The sequence below is a fragment of the Nonomuraea sp. NPDC050394 genome (assembly GCF_044459065.1).
Classification (GTDB): domain Bacteria; phylum Actinomycetota; class Actinomycetes; order Streptosporangiales; family Streptosporangiaceae; genus Nonomuraea.
Genome location: NZ_JBITIO010000003.1, coordinates 1 through 17,491, shown reverse-complemented (window position 1 = coordinate 17,491; position 17,491 = coordinate 1). Strand labels below are relative to the sequence as shown.

The 17,491-nt window shown below is 70.9% G+C and carries 16 protein-coding genes; 12 read left to right on the top strand and 4 right to left on the bottom strand.

Features of this window, described 5'->3' with window-relative positions:
• Nucleotides 1-5 precede the first annotated feature (5 nt).
• Nucleotides 6-1,127 (top strand): winged helix DNA-binding domain-containing protein, encoded by a 1,122-nt coding sequence (locus ACIBKY_RS13145; protein ID WP_397096890.1) that lies wholly within the window; start codon nt 6-8, stop codon nt 1,125-1,127.
• On the opposite strand, the gene ACIBKY_RS13140 is transcribed toward ACIBKY_RS13145, so the two are convergent.
• Complete coding sequence (locus ACIBKY_RS13140) at nt 1,116-2,777, bottom strand: class I adenylate-forming enzyme family protein (protein WP_397096889.1); 1,662 nt, start codon at nt 2,775-2,777, stop codon at nt 1,116-1,118. The two genes, ACIBKY_RS13145 and ACIBKY_RS13140, sit on opposite strands and share 12 nt — an antisense overlap.
• 228 nt (nt 2,778-3,005) lie before the next feature.
• Here ACIBKY_RS13140 and argC point away from each other — a divergent pair, with 228 nt between their 5' ends.
• Genes argC through ACIBKY_RS13095 form a run of 9 tightly spaced genes read left to right on the top strand, consistent with a single transcriptional unit; the run spans nt 3,006 to nt 12,018 of the window.
• Entirely contained in the window at nt 3,006-4,028 is a 1,023-nt protein-coding gene (argC, locus tag ACIBKY_RS13135; protein ID WP_397096888.1) for an N-acetyl-gamma-glutamyl-phosphate reductase, read from the top strand.
• Nucleotides 4,025-5,176: a bifunctional glutamate N-acetyltransferase/amino-acid acetyltransferase ArgJ gene (gene argJ / locus ACIBKY_RS13130; RefSeq protein ID WP_397096887.1), complete on the top strand. Its 1,152-nt coding sequence runs from the start codon at nt 4,025-4,027 to the stop codon at nt 5,174-5,176. The genes argC and argJ overlap by 4 nt, the downstream gene beginning before the upstream one ends.
• Entirely contained in the window at nt 5,173-6,045 is an 873-nt protein-coding gene (gene argB, locus ACIBKY_RS13125; protein ID WP_397096886.1) for an acetylglutamate kinase, read from the top strand. Before argJ ends, argB begins: the two co-directional genes overlap by 4 nt.
• Nucleotides 6,045-7,211 (top strand): acetylornithine transaminase, encoded by a 1,167-nt coding sequence (locus ACIBKY_RS13120; protein ID WP_397096885.1) that lies wholly within the window; start codon nt 6,045-6,047, stop codon nt 7,209-7,211. Before argB ends, ACIBKY_RS13120 begins: the two co-directional genes overlap by 1 nt.
• On the top strand, nt 7,208-8,128 hold the full coding sequence (argF, locus tag ACIBKY_RS13115; RefSeq protein WP_397096884.1) for an ornithine carbamoyltransferase: 921 nt from the start codon (nt 7,208-7,210) through the stop codon (nt 8,126-8,128). The genes ACIBKY_RS13120 and argF overlap by 4 nt, the downstream gene beginning before the upstream one ends.
• Nucleotide 8,129: 1 nt before the next feature.
• Complete coding sequence (locus ACIBKY_RS13110) at nt 8,130-8,636, top strand: arginine repressor (protein WP_379627459.1); 507 nt, start codon at nt 8,130-8,132, stop codon at nt 8,634-8,636.
• Between the two features lie 57 nt (nt 8,637-8,693).
• On the top strand, nt 8,694-9,893 hold the full coding sequence (locus tag ACIBKY_RS13105; protein WP_397096883.1) for an argininosuccinate synthase: 1,200 nt from the start codon (nt 8,694-8,696) through the stop codon (nt 9,891-9,893).
• Nucleotides 9,894-9,901: 8 nt separating this feature from the next.
• Nucleotides 9,902-11,359 carry an argininosuccinate lyase gene (argH, locus tag ACIBKY_RS13100; RefSeq protein WP_397096882.1) on the top strand — a complete coding sequence of 486 codons (1,458 nt, stop codon included), beginning with the start codon at nt 9,902-9,904 and terminating at the stop codon, nt 11,357-11,359.
• Entirely contained in the window at nt 11,341-12,018 is a 678-nt protein-coding gene (locus ACIBKY_RS13095; RefSeq protein WP_397096881.1) for a DNA-3-methyladenine glycosylase, read from the top strand. The genes argH and ACIBKY_RS13095 overlap by 19 nt, the downstream gene beginning before the upstream one ends.
• Here ACIBKY_RS13095 and ACIBKY_RS13090 read toward each other — a convergent pair.
• The gene (locus ACIBKY_RS13090; protein WP_397096880.1) at nt 11,958-12,359 is read right to left on the bottom strand and encodes a PH domain-containing protein; all 402 of its coding nucleotides are present in this window, start codon (nt 12,357-12,359) and stop codon (nt 11,958-11,960) included. The genes ACIBKY_RS13095 and ACIBKY_RS13090 overlap by 61 nt on opposite strands.
• An 84-nt stretch (nt 12,360-12,443) precedes the next feature.
• On the opposite strand from ACIBKY_RS13090, the gene tyrS reads away from it, so the two are divergent.
• A complete protein-coding gene (gene tyrS, locus ACIBKY_RS13085) occupies nt 12,444-13,706 on the top strand; it encodes a tyrosine--tRNA ligase (RefSeq protein ID WP_397096879.1) in 1,263 nt (420 codons plus the stop codon).
• 47 nt (nt 13,707-13,753) lie between these two features.
• Here the strand turns inward: tyrS and ACIBKY_RS13080 are convergent, their stop codons facing one another.
• Together ACIBKY_RS13080 and ACIBKY_RS13075 are read right to left on the bottom strand one after the other, a co-directional pair.
• The gene (locus tag ACIBKY_RS13080; RefSeq protein WP_397096878.1) at nt 13,754-14,920 is read right to left on the bottom strand and encodes a glycerophosphodiester phosphodiesterase; all 1,167 of its coding nucleotides are present in this window, start codon (nt 14,918-14,920) and stop codon (nt 13,754-13,756) included.
• 185 nt (nt 14,921-15,105) lie between these two features.
• A complete protein-coding gene (locus ACIBKY_RS13075; protein ID WP_397096877.1) occupies nt 15,106-16,518 on the bottom strand; it encodes a glycosyltransferase family 39 protein in 1,413 nt (470 codons plus the stop codon).
• 22 nt (nt 16,519-16,540) lie between these two features.
• Here ACIBKY_RS13075 and ACIBKY_RS13070 point away from each other — a divergent pair, with 22 nt between their 5' ends.
• Nucleotides 16,541-17,137, top strand: a complete 597-nt coding sequence (locus ACIBKY_RS13070) for an HAD-IA family hydrolase (RefSeq protein ID WP_397096876.1) — start codon at nt 16,541-16,543, stop codon at nt 17,135-17,137.
• Nucleotides 17,138-17,491: the final 354 nt, after the last annotated feature.

Sequence of the window (17,491 nt, the reverse complement as noted above, 5' to 3'; positions counted from 1 at the left end):
GGGGCGTGGCGCTGACGATGAGACGGCTGAACCGGGCGACGCTGGCCCGGCAACTGCTCCTGCGGCGTGAACGCCTGCCCGCGGCCGAGGGCGTGCGCCGGGTCGCCGCGCTGCAGGCCCAGGAGGCGGCCTCGCCGTACCTGGCCCTGTGGAACAGGCTGGAGGGGTTCGACCCGGCAGATCTCGACGCCGCCTTCGCCGGCCACGAGGTGGTCAAGTCCACGCTGATGCGCATCACGCTGCACGCCGTCCACTCCGGGGACTACCCGGCCTTCCACAACGCGATGGTGGCGAGCCTGCGCGGGGCGCGGCTGGGGGACCGGCGTTTCACCGGGGCCGGGCTGAGCGTCGCCGACGCCGACGCGCTGCTGCCCCACCTGCTGGAGTTCGCGGCGGCGCCGCGGACCAAGGCGGAGATCGAGGAGCTGATCCGCGAGCGGCTGGGCGCGCACCAGCCGCGCATGTGGTGGGCGCTGCGCACGTTCGCGCCGCTGCACCACGTCCCGACCGGCGGGCCCTGGTCGTTCGAAGCGCGGGGCGCGTTCACCGTGACCCGCCTGCCGCGGATGGGCCCGGACGAGCGGCAGGAGTCGGTACGCCACCTGGTCCGGCGCTACCTGGAGGCGTTCGGGCCGGCCTCGGTGGCCGACATCGCCCAGTTCAGCCTGCTGACCAGGCCGGTGCTGCGCGCGGCGGTGACCGGCTTCGACCAGCTCGAAGGGCCGGACGGCACCGTGCTGTACGACGTGCCGGACGGCCATCTCCCGGAGGAGGACACACCGGCGCCGCCGAGGCTGCTGCCCATGTGGGACAGCGTCCTGCTGGCCTACGCCGACCGCAGCCGGGTGATCCCGCCGGATCTGCGGCGCCTGGTCACCCGCCAGAACGGCGACGTCCTGCCCACGCTGCTGGTCGACGGGCAGGTCGCCGGAGTCTGGCGGCCCGCCGCTGGCGGCATCGAGGCGAGCGCCTTCCGGCCGCTGTCCGAGCGGGACTGGACGGGACTGGCGGCCGAGGCCGAGGCTCTGGTGAAGTTCCTGGCGGCCCGCGACCCCGCCGTCTACCGCCGCTACGCCCACTGGTGGGCCAAGCTCCCGCGGGCGGAGGTACGCCTGCTAGCCGCCTAGGACTTCGCGCCGCAGGTGCGTCTTGAGGATCTTGCCACCGGGGTTGCGGGGCAGTTCGTCCTCGCGGAACCAGAAGTGGGCCGGGATCTTGAACTTGGCGATGCGCTCGGCCAGGAACGACCGGACCTCCTCGGCGGTGGTCGCGGTGCCCGGCTTGAGCCGCAGCACGGCGCCGACCTCCTCGCCCAGCTCGTCGTGGGGCACGCCGATGACCGCCGCGTCGTCCACGGCCGGGTGCTCGAAGAGGGCGGCCTCGACCTCGGCGCAGTAGACGTTCTCCCCGCCCCTGATGACCATGTCCTTGGCCCGGTCGACGATGTAGACGAAGCCCTCCTCGTCGATCCTGGCCAGGTCGCCGGTGTGGAGCCAGCCGCCGACGAAGGTCTCGGCGGTGGCCTGCGGCTTGTTCCAGTAGCCCATGATGACGTTGGGCCCGCGTACGCACAGTTCGCCGACCTCGCCCGCGGCCAGCACCTCGCCCATCGGGTCGACGACCCTGACGTCCACGACCGCCGAGGGCAGGCCGATGCTGTCGGGCCTGGCCTCGTAGTCGGGGCCGCCGTTGCCGACGGCCAGCGCGGTGGTCTCGGTCATGCCGTAGCCGTTGGAGGCCGAGCGCTCGGGCATGTTCTCGTTGATGCGCTCCAGCAGCTTGGGCGGGGCGGGGGCGCCGCCGTAGCCGAGCGTGGTCAGCGAGGACAGGTCGCGCTTGCCGAAGTCGGCGTGCGACATCAGCTGCCACGCGTTGGTCGGCACGCCGATCATCGCGGTGACCTTCTCGCGCTCGATGAGCTGCAGGGCCTGCCCGGCGTCCCACTTGTACATGAGCACAAGGCCGCCGCCGGTGAACATGGTCGTGGTCAGCGCGGAGAAGCACCCCGTCACGTGGAACAGCGGCACCGTCAGCAGCGTCACCCTGCGCACGCCCGCCGCGGCGCCGATGTCCTTCCCGGCCAGCGCGACCGCGCGCAGCAGCCCGTAGGCGACGGTCATCGGCGACTGGCCCAGGTTGCGGTGGCTGCCGAGCGCGCCCTTGGGCTGCCCGGTCGTGCCGGAGGTGTAGAAGATCGTGGCCGGGTCCTCGGGCTCCAGCTCGACGGCGGGCAGCGTGACGTCGGCGGCGACCTCGCCGATGACCTCCTCGAAGGAGCGCGCGCCCGCGGGCGCCCGGCCCCGGGTGACGATCAGGGGGATGCCCGTGCCCGTCAGCCGTGCCGCGCGCTCGCCGTCGGCGATGAGCACCTTCGCGCCGGAGTCGCGCACGCCGTAGGCGAGCTCCTGCTCGGTCCACCACGCGTTCAGGGGTACGGCTATCGCCCCGGCGGCCAGCGCCGCCGAGAAGGAGACCACCCATTCCGGGTAGTTGCGCATGGCGATGGCCACCCGGTCGCCCTTGGCCACGCCGTAGTCCGTGACGAGCCGGTTGGCGAGAGTCGCCGCGCGGCGGAAGTGCTCCTCGAAGGTGATGTGCTCGTCCTCGTAGACGAGGAACACCTTCTCCCCGTGGAAGCGGCTCATCTCCAGCAGCGCCCTGAAGTGACCGGGCGCGTGCTTCCACGTACGGACGCCCGTGTCGCCGATCTCCTCGGTCTCGAAGAGCTGGCCGGGGCCGGTGAGCTGGGCCTGGACCTGGGCGTGGCTGATGGTCATGCGCAGAACTCCCGCGTGGCTCGGCGATCCGGATAAATCACAGTACCGACCAGTAGGTACGTGACGCTAGAGCCTTGTTCTGTGAGTGGTTATGCACTAAATGGGCGATATGTCCGATCTCATCATGTGGACGGGAAGGGCGGTCTCACTTGCATGTTCATCCTCTGTTGTGCATCATCTTTCTAAGCAAGAACATGAGTTACAGTGCATGAACATGCAGGAGGTTCGATGAGGGCGGCGATCGCCGGTGCCAGCGGCTACGCCGGCGGAGAGCTGCTCCGCCTGCTGCTCGGCCACCCCAAGCTGCGGATCGGCGCGCTCACCGCGGCCGCCAGCGCGGGCAGCACGCTCGGCGCCCACCAGCCGCACCTGCCCCAGCTCGCCGACCGGGTCATCGAGGAAACCAGCCCCCAGACCCTCGCCGGCCACGACGTCGTCTTCCTGGCCCTGCCGCATGGCCATTCGGCCGCCGTCGCCGCCGGACTCGGGCCCGACACCATTGTCGTCGACTGCGGCGCCGATCACCGGCTCACCGACCCCGCCGCGTGGCGGGAGTTCTACGGCGGCGCCCACGCGGGCAGCTGGCCGTACGGGCTGCCGGAGCTGCCCGGCCAGCGCGAGGTGCTCAAGGGCGCCCGGCGCATCGCCGTACCCGGCTGCTACCCGACCGCGGTGACGCTCGCCCTGTTCCCCGCCTTCGCCGCCGGCCTGGCCGAACCCGACGTCGTCGTGGTCGCCGCCTCCGGCACCAGCGGCGCGGGCAAGTCGCTCAAGGCGAACCTGCTCGGCAGCGAGGTCATGGGCTCGGTCAGCGCCTACGGCGTCGGCGGCGGCCACCGGCACACCCCCGAGATGGAACAGACCCTCGGCGCCGTCGCCGGAACCGGGGTCCGGGTCTCCTTCACCCCGACGCTGGCCCCGATGAGCCGGGGCATCCTGGCCACCTGTACGGCTCCCGCCGCACCCGGGCTGACCAAGCAGGCGCTGCGCGCCGCCTACCACGAGGCGTACGCCATCGAGCCGTTCGTGAGCCTGCTGCCGGAGGGCACCTGGCCCGCCACCGCGATGACCTACGGCGCCAACACCGCCGCCCTGCAGGTGACGCTCGACGAGCGCGCCGGGCGCCTGATCGCCGTCATCGCCATCGACAACCTCACCAAGGGCACGGCCGGAGGCGCGATCCAGAGCGTCAACCTCGCCCTCGGCCTGCCGGAAGAGCTCGGCCTCCCCCTGACAGGAGTTGCTCCATGAGTGTGACCGCCCCGCTCGGCTTCAAGGCCGCCGGTATCGCCGCGGGCATCAAGGCCGCCGGCAACCGCGACCTGGCCCTCGTCGTCAACGAAGGACCCTCGCGCGCCGCAGCGGGCGTCTTCACCGCCAACCGCGTGAAGGCCGCCCCCGTGATCTGGTCGCAGCAGGTCCTGCGCGGCGGCCGGGTCCGGGCGGTCGTGCTCAACTCCGGCGGCGCCAACGCCTGCACCGGCCCCGAGGGATTCCAGGACACCCACGCCACGGCGGAGCGGGTGGCCGCCTCGCTCCACGACTCCGCGGGCGAGATCGCGGTCTGCTCGACCGGCCTGATCGGCGAGCGACTGCCCATGGACGCGCTGCTCGGCGGCGTCGAGACGGCCGCCGAGCAGCTCTCCCGCGATGGCGGCCTGGCCGCCGCCGACGCCATCAGGACGACCGACACCGTCTCGAAGATCTCCTTCAAGCGCGGTGAGGGCTACATGGTCGGCGGCATGGCCAAGGGCGCCGGGATGCTCGCCCCGGCCCTGGCCACCATGCTCGTCGTCCTGACCACCGACGCCGACCTGACCAGCGAGGAACTCGACGCGGTCCTGCGCAGGGCCACCGCGAAGACCTTCGACCGGCTCGACGCCGACGGCTGCATGTCGACCAACGACACCGTGCTCCTGCTCGCCTCCGGCGCCGCCGGGGTGAAGCCGGCGCTGAAGGAGTTCGAGGAGAAGGTCACCGAGGTCTGCGCGGACCTGGCCAGGCAGCTGCTCGTGGACGCCGAGGGCGCCTCCAAGGCGATCGCCATCGAGGTGGTCGGCGCCGCCTCCGAGGACGACGCGGTCAAGGTCGGCCGGACGGTCGCCCGCTCGAACCTGCTCAAATGCGCCATCCACGGCGAGGACCCCAACTGGGGCCGCGTCCTGGCCGCGGTCGGCACCACCGACGCCGTCTTCGAGCCCGAGCGCCTCAACGTCGCCATCAACGGCGTGTGGATCTGCCGGGGTGGCGCCGTCGGCGACGACCGCGACAAGGTCGACATGCGCCCCCGCGACGTCACCATCACCATCGACCTGTCGGCGGGCACCAACTCGGCCACCATCCACACCACCGACCTGACCGCGGACTACGTCCACGAGAACTCGGCCTACTCCTCATGAGGTCGGCCTCGGCGCTCACGAAGGCGGCCACGCTGATCGAGGCGCTGCCCTGGCTGGCCCGCTTCCAGGGCGCCACCGTCGTCATCAAGTACGGTGGCAACGCCATGACCGAAGAGTCGCTCAAGGCGGGATTCGCGGAGGACATCGTCTTCCTGCGCTACGCCGGCCTCAAGCCGGTCGTCGTCCACGGCGGCGGCCCGCAGATCAGCAAGGCCCTCGACCTGCACGGGATCGAGTCGACCTTCACCGCGGGGCTGCGCGTGACCTCGCCCGAGGCCATGGACGTCGTCAGGATGGTCCTGGTCGGCCAGGTCAACCGCGAGGTCGTCGGCCTGGTCAACCGGCACGGCCCGTTCGCGGTCGGGCTGTCCGGTGAGGACGCCAACCTGTTCACCGCCGAACGCAAGCACGCCGTCGTCGACGGCGACAAGGTCGACATCGGCCAGGTCGGCGAGATCGTCCACGTCGACCCCGGCGCCCTGCACGCGCTCATGGACGACGGCCGCATCCCGGTCGTCTCCAGCGTCGCCCGCGGCGAGGACGGCCAGATCTACAACGTCAACGCCGACACCGCGGCCGCCGCGCTGGCCGTGGCACTCAAGGCGGAGAAGCTCATCGTCCTGACCGACGTCGAAGGCCTGTACGCCAACTGGCCCGACGACAGCGAGGTCATCGGCAAGCTCAAGGCCGCCGAGCTCGAAGAGCTGATGCCCGCCCTGTCCAGCGGCATGGTGCCCAAGATGGGCGCCTGCCTGACCGCGGTCCAGGGCGGCGTCAACCACGCCCACGTCCTCGACGGCCGCGTCCCGCACTCCCTGCTGCTAGAGATCTTCACCGACGAAGGAATCGGAACCATGGTGATGCCCTGATGAGCCTGTTCGAGAGGTTCGAGAAGTCGTTCATGCCGAACTACGGCACCCCGCCGGTCGCCCTGGTCCGCGGCGAGGGCAGCGCGGTGTGGGACGTCGACGGCAGGCGATACCTCGACTTCATCGGCGGCATCGCGGTCAGCTCGCTCGGCCACGCCCACCCGGCCCTGGTCGAGGCGGTCTCCCGGCAGGTCGCCACGCTGGCCCACACCTCCAACCTGTTCGTGCACGAGCCCGAGGTCCTGCTCGCCGAGAAACTGCTCGGGCTGCTCAAGGAACCGGCCAAGATCTTCCTGGCCAACTCTGGGACCGAGGCCAACGAGGCCGCGTACAAGCTCGCGCTCAAGTACGGCCGGCGCGAAGGCCGCCGCTACTTCGTCGCCGCCGAGAACGGCTTCCACGGCCGGACCATCGGCTCTCTGTCGCTGACCGGCAAGAAGGCCATCCGCGACCAGTTCGGCCCGTTCCCGGTCGAGGTCAGGTTCGTCCCCTACGGCGACGCCGAGGCCCTGCGCCAGGAGGTCGGCGGCGAGTGCATCGCGGTCTTCCTGGAGCCCACCCAGGGTGAGGCCGGCGTCGTCCCCCCGCCGGACGGCTACTTCCAGGCCGTCAGGGAGATCTGCGACTCCACCGGCGCGCTCATGATCGCCGACGAGATCCAGTCGGCGATCGGACGCACCGGCCACTGGTTCGCCCACCAGGCCGACGGCGTCGTCCCCGACATCCTCACGCTGGCCAAGGGACTGGGCGGCGGGCTGCCGATCGGCGCCTGCGTCGGCTTCGGCGAGGCCGGCACGCTGTTCGCCAAGGGCGACCACGGCTCGACGTTCGGCGGCAACCCGGTCTCGTGCGCGGCGGCGCTGGCCGTACTGGAGAACGTCGATCTCGAACACGTGCAGAAGGTCGCCGTGCAGCTGCGCACCGGCCTGGAGGCGATCGAGCACCCGTTGCTGAAGGGCGTGCGCGGCCGCGGCCTGTGGCTGGGCGCCGTCCTCACCTCCGACGTCTCGGCCGCCGTGCAGAAGACCGCCGCCGACGCGGGCTTCCTGGTCAACGCCCTGCAGCCCGACGCGGTACGGCTTGCGCCCCCGCTGGTGGTCACCGACTCCGAGGTGCAGTCCTTCGTGGACGCCTTCCCCAAGATCCTCACCGAGGCCGCACCATGACCAGGCGACACTTCCTCAAGGACGACGATCTGAGCCCGGCCGAGCAGGCCGAGGTGCTGGAGCTGGCCGCCGCGATGAAGAAGGACCGCTACGGCTACCGCCCCTTCGAGGGGCCCAAGACCGTCGCCGTCCTGTTCGACAAGCCCTCCACCAGGACCCGCGTCTCCTTCGCCGTCGGCGTCGGCGAACTGGGCGGCCTGCCCCTGATCATCGACGGCGGCACCTCCCAGATGGGCCGCGGCGAACCCATCGAGGACAGCGCCCGCGTCCTGGAGCGCCAGTGCGCCGCCATCGTGTGGCGCACCGCGGGCCAGGAGCGCATCGAGGCCATGGCCGAGGGCACCACGGTCCCGGTCGTCAACGCGCTGACCGACGAGTACCACCCCTGCCAGATCCTCGCCGACCTGCAGACCGTCCGTGAGCGCTTCGGCACCACGAAGGGCCTGACCCTCGCTTACGTCGGCGACGGCGCCAACAACATGGCCCACTCCTACCTGCTGGGCGGCGCCACCGCCGGCATGCACGTGCGGATCGGCGCCCCGAACGGCTACCAGCCGGACGCCGTCATCCTCGACCGGGCCGCCGCCATCGCCGCCGGGACCGGCGGCTCGGTGGTCTCGCTGAGCGACCCGGCCGCCGCAGTCCGGGGCGCGCACGTGATCGCCACCGACACCTGGGTCTCCATGGGCCAGGACGGCAAGGACGAGCGCGTCGCGACGCTCATGCCCTTCCAGGTCAACGCCGAACTGCTGGCCCACGCCGCCGGCGACGCGATCGTGCTGCACTGTCTGCCCGCCTACCGGGGCTACGAGATCACCGCCGACGTCCTCGACGGCCCGAAGAGCGCCGTGTGGGACCAGGCGGAGAACCGGCTGCATGCCCAGAAGGCCCTGCTGCACTGGCTGGTGAACAGCTGAGATGACCATTCCGATGACCAAGGTCGCCCGCCAGGCGAAGATCACCGAGCTGCTCCAGCGGCAGGCGGTCCGCTCGCAGCCCGAGCTGGCCAAACTGCTGGCCGAGAGCGGCGTCGAGGTCACCCAGGCGACGCTCTCGCGCGACCTCGACGAACTGGGGGCCCTCAAGTTGCGTGCCGAGGACGGCTCGCTGGTGTACGCGCTGCCCGGCGAGGGCGGCGGCCGCATCCCGCTGGCCAGGCTCGGCACCGGCGAGACGCCGGCCGCCAGGCTGCACCGCATCGCCGAGGAGCTCCTGGTCTCGGCCGAGGCCAGCGCGAACCTGGTCATCGTGAAGACCCCGCCCGGCGCGGCCCAGTTCCTCGCCTCGGCGATCGACCACGCCGACTGGGAGTCGATCCTCGGCTGCGTGGCCGGGGACGACACCGTCCTGGTCATCGCCCGCGACCCGCAGGGCGGCGCGGGCGTCGCGCAGTCGCTGCTGAAGGTGGCCGACCGACGAAGCTAGCCCGCTTGACCGCGGGCTCTTCGCGCCACCATCAGTCACCGAATCGGAGAAAACACCATGACCGAGAGAGTAGTTCTCGCATATTCCGGCGGCCTCGACACCTCCGTCGCCATCCCGTACCTCGCCGAGAAGATGAACGCCGAGGTGATCGCCGTCGCGGTCGACCTCGGCCAGGGCGGCGAGGACATGGACGTCATCCAGAAGCGGGCCCTCGACTGCGGCGCGGCCGAGTCCGTCGTGGTCGACGCCAAGGAGGAGTTCGCCGCCGACTTCTGCCTGCCCGCGCTGCGCGCCAACGCCCTCTACATGGACCGCTACCCGCTGGTCTCCTCGCTCTCGCGCCCGCTCATCGTCAAGCACCTGGTGAGCGCCGCCCAGCGCTTCAACGGCACGATCGTCTCCCACGGCTGCACCGGCAAGGGCAACGACCAGGTCCGCTTCGAGGCCGGCCTCGCCGCCCTCGCGCCCGGCCTGCGCGTCGTCGCGCCCGCCCGCGACTTCGCCTGGACCCGCGACAAGGCCATCGAGTACGCCGAGTCGAAGAACCTGCCGATCGAGACCAGCAAGAAGAACCCGTTCTCCATCGACCAGAACCTGTGGGGCCGCGCCGTCGAGACCGGCTTCCTCGAGGACATCTGGAACGGCCCCACCGAGGACGTCTACTCCTACACCGCCGACCCGGCCCAGCCGCGCGCGGCCGACGAGGTCGTCATCACGTTCGAGGCGGGCGTGCCGGTCAAGCTCGACGGGCGGGCGCTGACGCCGTACCAGATCATCGCGGAGATGAACGCCCGCGCCGGCGCGCAGGGCGTGGGCCGCATCGACATGGTCGAGGACCGGCTCGTCGGCATCAAGTCGCGCGAGGTCTACGAGGCGCCCGGCGCCGTCGCGCTCATCGCCGCGCACATGGAGCTGGAGAACGTCACCGTCGAACGGGACCTGGCGCGCTTCAAGCGGGGCGTGGACCAGCGCTGGAGCGAACTCGTCTACGACGGCCTGTGGTTCTCGCCGCTCAAGGACGCCCTGGAGTCGCTCATCGACGACGCCCAGAAGTACGTCACCGGCGACATCCGGATGACGCTGCACGCCGGCAAGGCCGTGGTCACCGGCCGGCGTTCCGAGGAGTCGCTGTACGACTTCTCGCTGGCCACCTACGACACCGGCGACACCTTCGACCAGTCCCTGGCCAAGGGGTTCGTCCAGCTGTTCTCGCTGCCCGCGAAGATCGCGGCCGCCCGGGACGCCAAGCGGGCCTGAGGTGCACTATGGTCGCGGAGGACTTCGCTGTGGAGATTGAGGAGCTGACGGTGAGTGATGGTAAGCCGATGAGGCTGTGGGGCGGACGCTTCGAAGGTGGTCCGGCCGACGCGCTGACCCGGCTGTCGGTGAGCGTGCACTTCGACTGGCGGCTCGTGCCGTACGACCTGGCCGCGTCCAGGGCGCACGCGCGGGTCCTGCACAAGGCGGGGCTGCTCACGCGGGACGAGCTCGAGCGCATGATCGGCGCGATCGACGACCTGGAGCGCGCCTGCAAGTCGGGCGAGTTCCGGCCGACCGTCGCCGACGAGGACGTGCACACGGCCCTGGAACGCGGCCTGCTGGAGCGCCTCGGCGCCCTCGGCGGCAAGCTGCGCGCCGGACGCTCGCGCAACGACCAGATCGCCACCGACCTGCGGCTCTACCTGCGCGACCACGCGCGCACGATCGTCTTCAGGCTCGTGGAGCTGGAGACGGCGCTCATGGCGCAGGCCGAGCAGCACGCCGAGACCGCCGCCCCGGGCATGACGCACCTGCAGCACGCCCAGCCGGTCTCCTTCGGCCACCAGCTGCTCGCCCACGTGCACGCCTTCGCCCGCGACATCGACCGCCTCACCGACTGGGACAAGCGCGCCGCCGTCTCCCCGCTCGGCGCCGGCGCCCTGGCCGGCTCCTCGCTGCCGCTGGACCCCGAGGCGGTCGCGGACGAGCTGGGCTTCTCCTCCGCCGCTCCCAACTCGATGGACGCCGTCGCCGAGCGCGACTTCGCCGCCGAGTTCCTCTTCGACGCGGCCATGATCGGCATGCACCTGTCACGGCTGGGCGAGGAGATCGTCCTGTGGGCCTCGCAGGAGTTCCGCTGGATCGAGATGGACGACGCCTACTCCACCGGCTCCTCGATCATGCCGCAGAAGAAGAACCCCGACGTGGCGGAGCTGGCCCGCGGCAAGTCCGGCCGCCTGATCGGCAACCTCGTGTCCCTCCTGACCGTGCTGAAGGGCCTGCCGCTCACCTACAACCGCGACCTGCAGGAGGACAAGGAGCCGGTCTTCGACTCCGTCGACACGCTCCTGCTCGTCCTGCCCGCGATGGCCGGGCTCGTGGCCACCATGCGGGTCAACACCGCCCGGCTGCAGGCCACCGCCTCCGACGGCTTCGCCCTGGCCACCGACCTGGCCGAGCTGCTGGTCCGCAAGGGCGTCGCGTTCCGCGAGGCCCACGAGGCCGTCGGCCACCTGGTCGTCTACTGCCAGGTCAACGACGTCGAGCTCGGTGACGTCAGCGACGAGGACCTGCTCAAGGTCTCGCCGCACCTGACCCCCGACGTGCGCGACGTCCTCAACGTCCCCGGCGCCCTGGCCGCCCGCAAGGCGCCCGGCGGCACCGCGCCCGACCGGGTCCGCGACCAGCTCGTCGCGCTGCGGGAGGCGGTCGACGCGCAGGCGGCATGGGCGGCCGGATCCTGAAGCCGCTGCCGCGCTCCTTCTTCGACCGGCCCTCGCACGAGGTCGCGCCCGACCTGCTCGGGCGCGTCCTGGTGCACGGCCCCGTCTCCCTGCGCCTGACCGAGGTCGAGGCGTACGGCGGGCCGGGCGAGGACCCGGCGGCCCACACCTACCGGGGCAGGACGCCGCGCAACGCGGTCATGTTCGGCCCGCCCGGCCACCTGTACGTGTACTTCACCTACGGCATGCACTACTGCGCCAACCTGGTCTGCCTGCCGGAGGAGCACGGCTCGGCGGTGCTGCTGCGCGCGGGCGAGATCGTGGACGGCGTGGAGATCTCGCGGTCCCGGCGCGGCGCCACCGGCCCGGCGGCCAGGCGGGTGCCCGACCGCGACCTCGCGCGCGGCCCCGCCCGGCTCGCGGTCGCCCTCGGCCTGCACCGCGAGCACAACGGGCTCGACGCGATCCGCACCGGATCCGGCAGCCTCGCCGTGCTGGCGGGCGAACCGCCCGATCGCACGCTCATCCGGTCCGGGCCGCGCACCGGGATCTCCACCGCCAAAGAGGTGCCGTGGCGGTTCTGGATCGACGGCGACCCGACCGTCTCGCCCTACAAGGCTCACGTCCCCCGGCGGCGCAGCGTGGCGGCCACCTCGGTGGGGGAGGCGCCCAGCTCGTGAGGGCTGAAGATGTGCAGGGCGTCGCCGGTGTCGATCTCCAGCATCTCGCTGCGCAGGCCGAAGCGGGTGCGCACATCCACCTTGACGTCCTGGATCTGCTCCCACGGCACGTGCCGGTGACCGGCGTAGCCGTGGACGACCGTGATGCCGCTCTCGTCGGCGCGCAGCCGTACCGGGACCAGGAGATCGCGCAGCGCCATGGCGCCGACCAGCAGCGTCGCGGGGACGGCCAGGATCAGCCCGCGGGTGTCTCCCTCCAGCCACCAGTACACGGCGAGAGCCGCACACACGACAGCCCCTAGGATCTTGAGAGCGGCCAGCTCGCGACGGACCTTCCACATGGAGACCGAGCGTATCCAAGTGGCGCTCATCCGTATGGATCGGGCAGGCTGGGACCGACATCCACTACCCGGAAAGCCGAGATCGTGACCGACATTCTCGATGACCTCGCCTGGCGCGGCCTGATCGCGCAGTCCACCGACCTCGACGCCCTGCGCGCGTCGCTGGCGACCGGTCCGATCACGGCCTATTGCGGGTTCGACCCGACCGCGCCCTCCCTGCACGTGGGCAACCTGGTCCCGCTGTTCACGCTGGCCAGGATCCAGCAGGCGGGCCACCGGGCGATCGGCCTGGTCGGCGGCGCCACCGGCCTGATCGGCGACCCGGGCGGGCGCAGCACCGAGCGGGCGCTCAACCCGGCCGAGGTCGTCGCCGAGTGGGTGGCGAAGATCCGGGTGCAGGTGGAGCGCTTCCTCGACCTGTCCGACGAGGCGCGCGGCGTCATGGTCAGCAACCTCGACTGGACCGCCGAGCTGTCGGCGATCGACTTCCTGCGCGACGTGGGCAAGCACTTCCCGGTCAACCGCATGCTGGCGCGCGAGGTGGTCGCCGCCCGCCTGGCCGGTGAGGGGCTCAGCTACACCGAGTTCAGCTACCAGTTGCTGCAGTCCAACGACTATCTGGAGCTCTACCGCCGCTTCGGCTGCACGCTGCAGCTCGGCGGCAGCGACCAGTGGGGCAACATCACCGCGGGCGTCGACTTCATCAGGCGGGTCGAGGGCGCGCACGTGCACGCCCTGACCGTGCCGCTGATCACCAAGGCCGACGGCACCAAGTTCGGCAAGACGGCCGGTGGCGCGGTGTGGCTCAACCCCGAGATGACCTCGCCGTACGCCTTCTACCAGTTCTGGCTCAACTCCGACGACCGCGACATCGTGAAGTTCCTCAAGATCTTCAGCTTCCGCGGGCGCGAGGAGATCGAGGAGCTGGAGAAGTCCGTCGCCGAGCGGCCCTTCGCCCGCGAGGCGCAGCGGGCGCTGGCCGAGGAGTTCACCACGCTGCTGCACGGGGCCGGAGAACTGGCCAAGGTGCAGGCGGCGTCCAAGGCGCTGTTCGGGCAGGGCTCGCTGGAGGAGCTCGACGCGGCCACCCTCGGCTCGGCTCTGGCGGAGGTGCCCAAGGCGGCCGTGCCGGCGCTCGGGGCCCCGTTCATCGACCTGCTGGCCGAAAGCGGGCTGGTGGAGTCGAAGTCGGCGGCGCGGCGCGCGGTCAAGGAGGGCGGCGCGTACCTCAACAACGTGAAGATCACCGACGAGGCGTACGTGCCCGAGGCCAAGGACCTGCTGCAGGGACGCTTCCTGGTGCTGCGCCGCGGCAAGAAGTCGATCGGCGGCGTCGAGGTCGGCTGAACGCGGGCGGGCCCTTCCCCGGTGGAAGGGCCCGCTCTTCGCCGCGTCTAGTGCCGGCCCTCCTCGGGCTCGCCGGCGTTGAGCGGGGTGAGCTGGTCGGCCGGCGTCTGCCCGGCCGGGCGGGTACGCTCCCCGCGCGCCAGCACCGCCGCGTCCGGGTAGTCCGTGACGAACGCGTCCACGCCCAGCTCGATATGCGCGCGGTACTCCGCCAGCGCGTCACCGTGCTCGGTGAGCGCGCTCCCGCGGCGTAGCTGCGAGGGCAGGTACTGGTTCTCGCTCCGGAACGTGTAGACGCCGATCTTGAGCCCGGCCTTGTGCGCGTCGGAGACGAGCGAGGTGGGCGCGCCGGTGCTGCCGTCCGGGTTCAGGGGGATGGCCGAGGACTTGTCAGGGCCGATCCACTGGGCATAGCCGGCGATCTTCGCCAGTCCTTCGGGCTTCATCATGTCGGCGTACGTGGTGGGGTCGCCCGCCGCCTTCAGGTCGTACGGCTGGCCCGTCGTCCCCAGCGCCTGCCACAGCGGCACCCGCAGCGCGCCGGCCACCCGCTTCAGGCTCGACGGCTCGAACGACTGCACCACCACGGGCCCGCGCGGCCGGTTCAGCCCGTTGCGCCGGACCGTCTCGATCAGCTTCTCCTCCAGCGGCAGGCCGATCGAGCGGAAATAGGTCGGATGCTTGGTCTCGGGGAAGACGCCGACCTCCCGGTCGTACCTCTTGGAGAGCTTCTTCGCCAGGTCGAGCACCTCCTGGAAGGTCATGACCTGGTAGTAGCCGTTGTAGACGGTGTTGCGCTGGCGGATGGCCGGCAGCCGTTCCACGGCGCGCAGCGTCTTGAGCTCGGCCAGCGTGAAGTCCTCGGTGAACCAGCCGGTGACGTCGCGCCCGTCGACGACCTTGGTGGTCCTGCGCCCGGCGAACTCCGGTCGCGCCGAGACGTCGGTGGTGCCGGAGATCTCGTTCTCGTGCCGCACGACCAGCACGTGGTCCTTGGTCGGCACCAGGTCGGGCTCGATCCAGTCGGCGCCCATGGCCACCGCCAGCTCGTAGCTGCCCTGGGTGTGCTCGGGGCGATGCCCGGCCGAGCCGCGGTGGCCGATGACGACGACCTGAGAACGCTCGGGACGGTGGTCGGCGGCGGTGGCCGCGCTCGCTCCCGCTCCGGTGAGAGGGGTCAGGACGGCGAGCGTGGTCGCTGCGATCTTTCGCACGTGGAACTCCCTGCGGCGCCATCGCCGGAGACTCTCACCGGTCGATCACCGCGGCGATTATGGTAAGGACCGAAACCTCCGGTTGAGCCAACAATCGCGAAACTTCCGATGACAACCCGGCTCCCGGCGGCTTCTTTCACGGTGCGAGTCGGGCGGTTTCTTTCACTGTGCGAGTCCGGCGGTTTTCAGCGACGCGTGAACAGCGCGACGGTGATGCCGGGGATCTCGGCCGAATGCCAGGCGGAGGTCTGCTCGAAGCCGGCCGCCCGTACCGCCGCGATCCGCGGGAGTTTCGCCGTCCTCGCCCCGCGCCACAACATCCAGACGCGTTCGCGCCCCTCCAGCGCGGCGGCGACGTCGTCGCGCTCGGGCCAGGCGAAGCCGTGCGCCTCTGGCTCCCGCGAGGCCAGGAGCACGTCGTCGGGCAGGGGCTTGGTGGCGTAGTAGAGGACGCCCTTGCGTTCGGAGCTCTGGCCGTAGACGAGGGCGTCGCCGGGCCGCGGCTTGATCCTGGCGAGGGCTCCGGGGAAGTCCGCGTACCGCCCGTTGTAGTCGCGCACGTCCAGATGCGTCGGTACGGCCAGCGCGACCGTCACCCCGGCCAGCACGGCGCCCGCGACGACGGGCAGGCGCGGCACGCCGGCCGCGGCCAGGCCCGCCAGGAGGGCCAGCGCTGGTGTGGTGACAAAGAGGTAGCGGTCGACGTACACAGGTGTCACCAGATGGGAGACCGCCAGCAACAGGACCGGCGGCAGCACCAGCCAGGCCAGCAGCGCGGGGGCCTCCTTCGAACGCCATGTCAGAGCCGCCCCGAGCAGGGCGGCCGCGAACAGCAACAGGCCGACCTCCATCGAGTCCGCCGCCATCTTGGGGAACTTCAGCAGCACGTCGGGGCCGCGTTGCGGGATCCAGCTGATCGCGTGGCGCTCGCCGTACCCGATCAGCCCGAGGGCGACGGCGGGCAGGCCGCCTATGGCGAGCGCCGCCAGCATGCGCGACCAGGTCGCGCGGCGCGCGAGCAGCAGATGCGCGGGCAGCGTGAGCACGGCGAACAGATGAGTGCAGCAGACCAGCGCGACCGCCCCGCCGTAAAGGACCCAGCGGCCGGTACGGCGCGGCTCCTCGATCGCCCGGTGCAGCGCCCAGAAGGCGAAGACCACCGCGGCGGCGGCGAACGCGTACGAGCGGGCGAAGGCGCCGTAATAGGACACGGAGGGTAGCGCCGTGAAGATCACCGCCGCCGTCACGCCCGCGGTGATGCCGTGCAGGCGGCGGCCCAGATCGGTCAGGAACCAGGCGGCGACACCGATGGCCAGGGCCGAGGGAAGGCGCAGCCACAGCTCCGCTGTGCCGAGCTTCACCCACAGGTGCATGAAGACGTAGTACGGCAGGAAATGGCCGTCGATGTGCTGCGACAGCTCCCACAGTCCGGAGATGGAGCGTCTGGCCGCGCTGACCGTGGCGAGTTCGTCGCCGTTGAGCGAGGCCACTCCGGAGCCGGACAGCGCCACCGCGGCTGCCAGTGCGGCCATCGGCCAGGGGAGCCAGGCGTACGAGCGGGTCGCCGGCGGGGCTGGGCGGATGATCGTGGCAGTCACCGGGGAAGAATACGCTCGAAACATGAGCGACGTGATTCTGTTCGACCTTTATGGGGTTATCGCCCGCACACAGACTGAGCAGGCGCGCGAGCGCCTCGTGGAGCTCGCGGGGGTGCCGGGGGAGCGGTTCTGGGCTGCCTACTGGGATTGCCGGCCGGACTACGACGCGGGGCTCGGCAGCGGAGCGTACTGGGAGAACGTGGCCGCCCGGCTCGGGACCACCTTCGCCGACGTGCCCGCGCTGACCGCCGCGGACCTGGACAGCTGGTCGCAGTCCGACCCCGAGATGGTGGCGCTGGTGAACGAACTGGCCGACGAGGGCCGCACCCTCGGTCTGCTGTCGAACATCATCGAGGACCTGGTGCCGGTGTGGGAGCGCAGCGATTGGCTGAAGCGCTTCGCCGCACGGACCTTCTCGTGCCGGATCGGCGTGGCCAAGCCGGACCCGCGTGCCTACGAGGTGGCGGCCGGGCAGCTCGGGGTGCCCATGGAGCGGATCCTGTTCCTCGACGACAGCGAGGTGAACGTGCGGGCGGCGCGGGCAGCGGGGATGGCGGCCGAGGTGTTCACGTCGGCCACGCAGGTCAGGAAGCTGGTCGGCGCCGCGCCGACGTGGTGATTTGACGTCTCGCCGATCGCGACCTAGTCTTTGTTTTCGCCCCGGGAGCGATCCGGACGCCATGTCAGGCGGACGGGCCCCAGGGCACAAGCCCCTTGAGACTCCGTCTCGGGTACGCGTAGAGCCACCGGAAAACTCCGTTGATTCGACACGCCCATGATGGCACGGTACGTTTTTGAGGGTTTCTTGCTGCTCGGAATTTGTGAAACGTCAAATTCTCGGATTTGACAGGAAGCAAACCGGGTGAAACTATAGAAATACGAAATGAGCCGCTGAAAAACGCGTCCGTTTCTTGAGAACTCAACAGTGTGTTAAAAGCCAGTGCATGAAGTATTTCATGCAACACCTCGTCTG

What these genes read in the sequence shown, in the direction of transcription:
- ACIBKY_RS13140 (WP_397096889.1), bottom strand. Translation starts at nt 2,777, where the DNA reads ATGACCATCAGCCACGCCCAGGTCCAGGCCCAGCTCACCGGCCCCGGC.
- argC (WP_397096888.1), top strand. Translation starts at nt 3,006, where the DNA reads ATGAGGGCGGCGATCGCCGGTGCCAGCGGCTACGCCGGCGGAGAGCTG.
- argJ (WP_397096887.1), top strand. Translation starts at nt 4,025, where the DNA reads ATGAGTGTGACCGCCCCGCTCGGCTTCAAGGCCGCCGGTATCGCCGCG.
- argB (WP_397096886.1), top strand. Translation starts at nt 5,173, where the DNA reads ATGAGGTCGGCCTCGGCGCTCACGAAGGCGGCCACGCTGATCGAGGCG.
- ACIBKY_RS13120 (WP_397096885.1), top strand. Translation starts at nt 6,045, where the DNA reads ATGAGCCTGTTCGAGAGGTTCGAGAAGTCGTTCATGCCGAACTACGGC.
- argF (WP_397096884.1), top strand. Translation starts at nt 7,208, where the DNA reads ATGACCAGGCGACACTTCCTCAAGGACGACGATCTGAGCCCGGCCGAG.
- ACIBKY_RS13110 (WP_379627459.1), top strand. Translation starts at nt 8,130, where the DNA reads ATGACCATTCCGATGACCAAGGTCGCCCGCCAGGCGAAGATCACCGAG.
- ACIBKY_RS13105 (WP_397096883.1), top strand. Translation starts at nt 8,694, where the DNA reads ATGACCGAGAGAGTAGTTCTCGCATATTCCGGCGGCCTCGACACCTCC.
- argH (WP_397096882.1), top strand. Translation starts at nt 9,902, where the DNA reads ATGGTCGCGGAGGACTTCGCTGTGGAGATTGAGGAGCTGACGGTGAGT.
- ACIBKY_RS13095 (WP_397096881.1), top strand. Translation starts at nt 11,341, where the DNA reads ATGGGCGGCCGGATCCTGAAGCCGCTGCCGCGCTCCTTCTTCGACCGG.
- ACIBKY_RS13090 (WP_397096880.1), bottom strand. Translation starts at nt 12,359, where the DNA reads ATGTGGAAGGTCCGTCGCGAGCTGGCCGCTCTCAAGATCCTAGGGGCT.
- ACIBKY_RS13070 (WP_397096876.1), top strand. Translation starts at nt 16,541, where the DNA reads ATGAGCGACGTGATTCTGTTCGACCTTTATGGGGTTATCGCCCGCACA.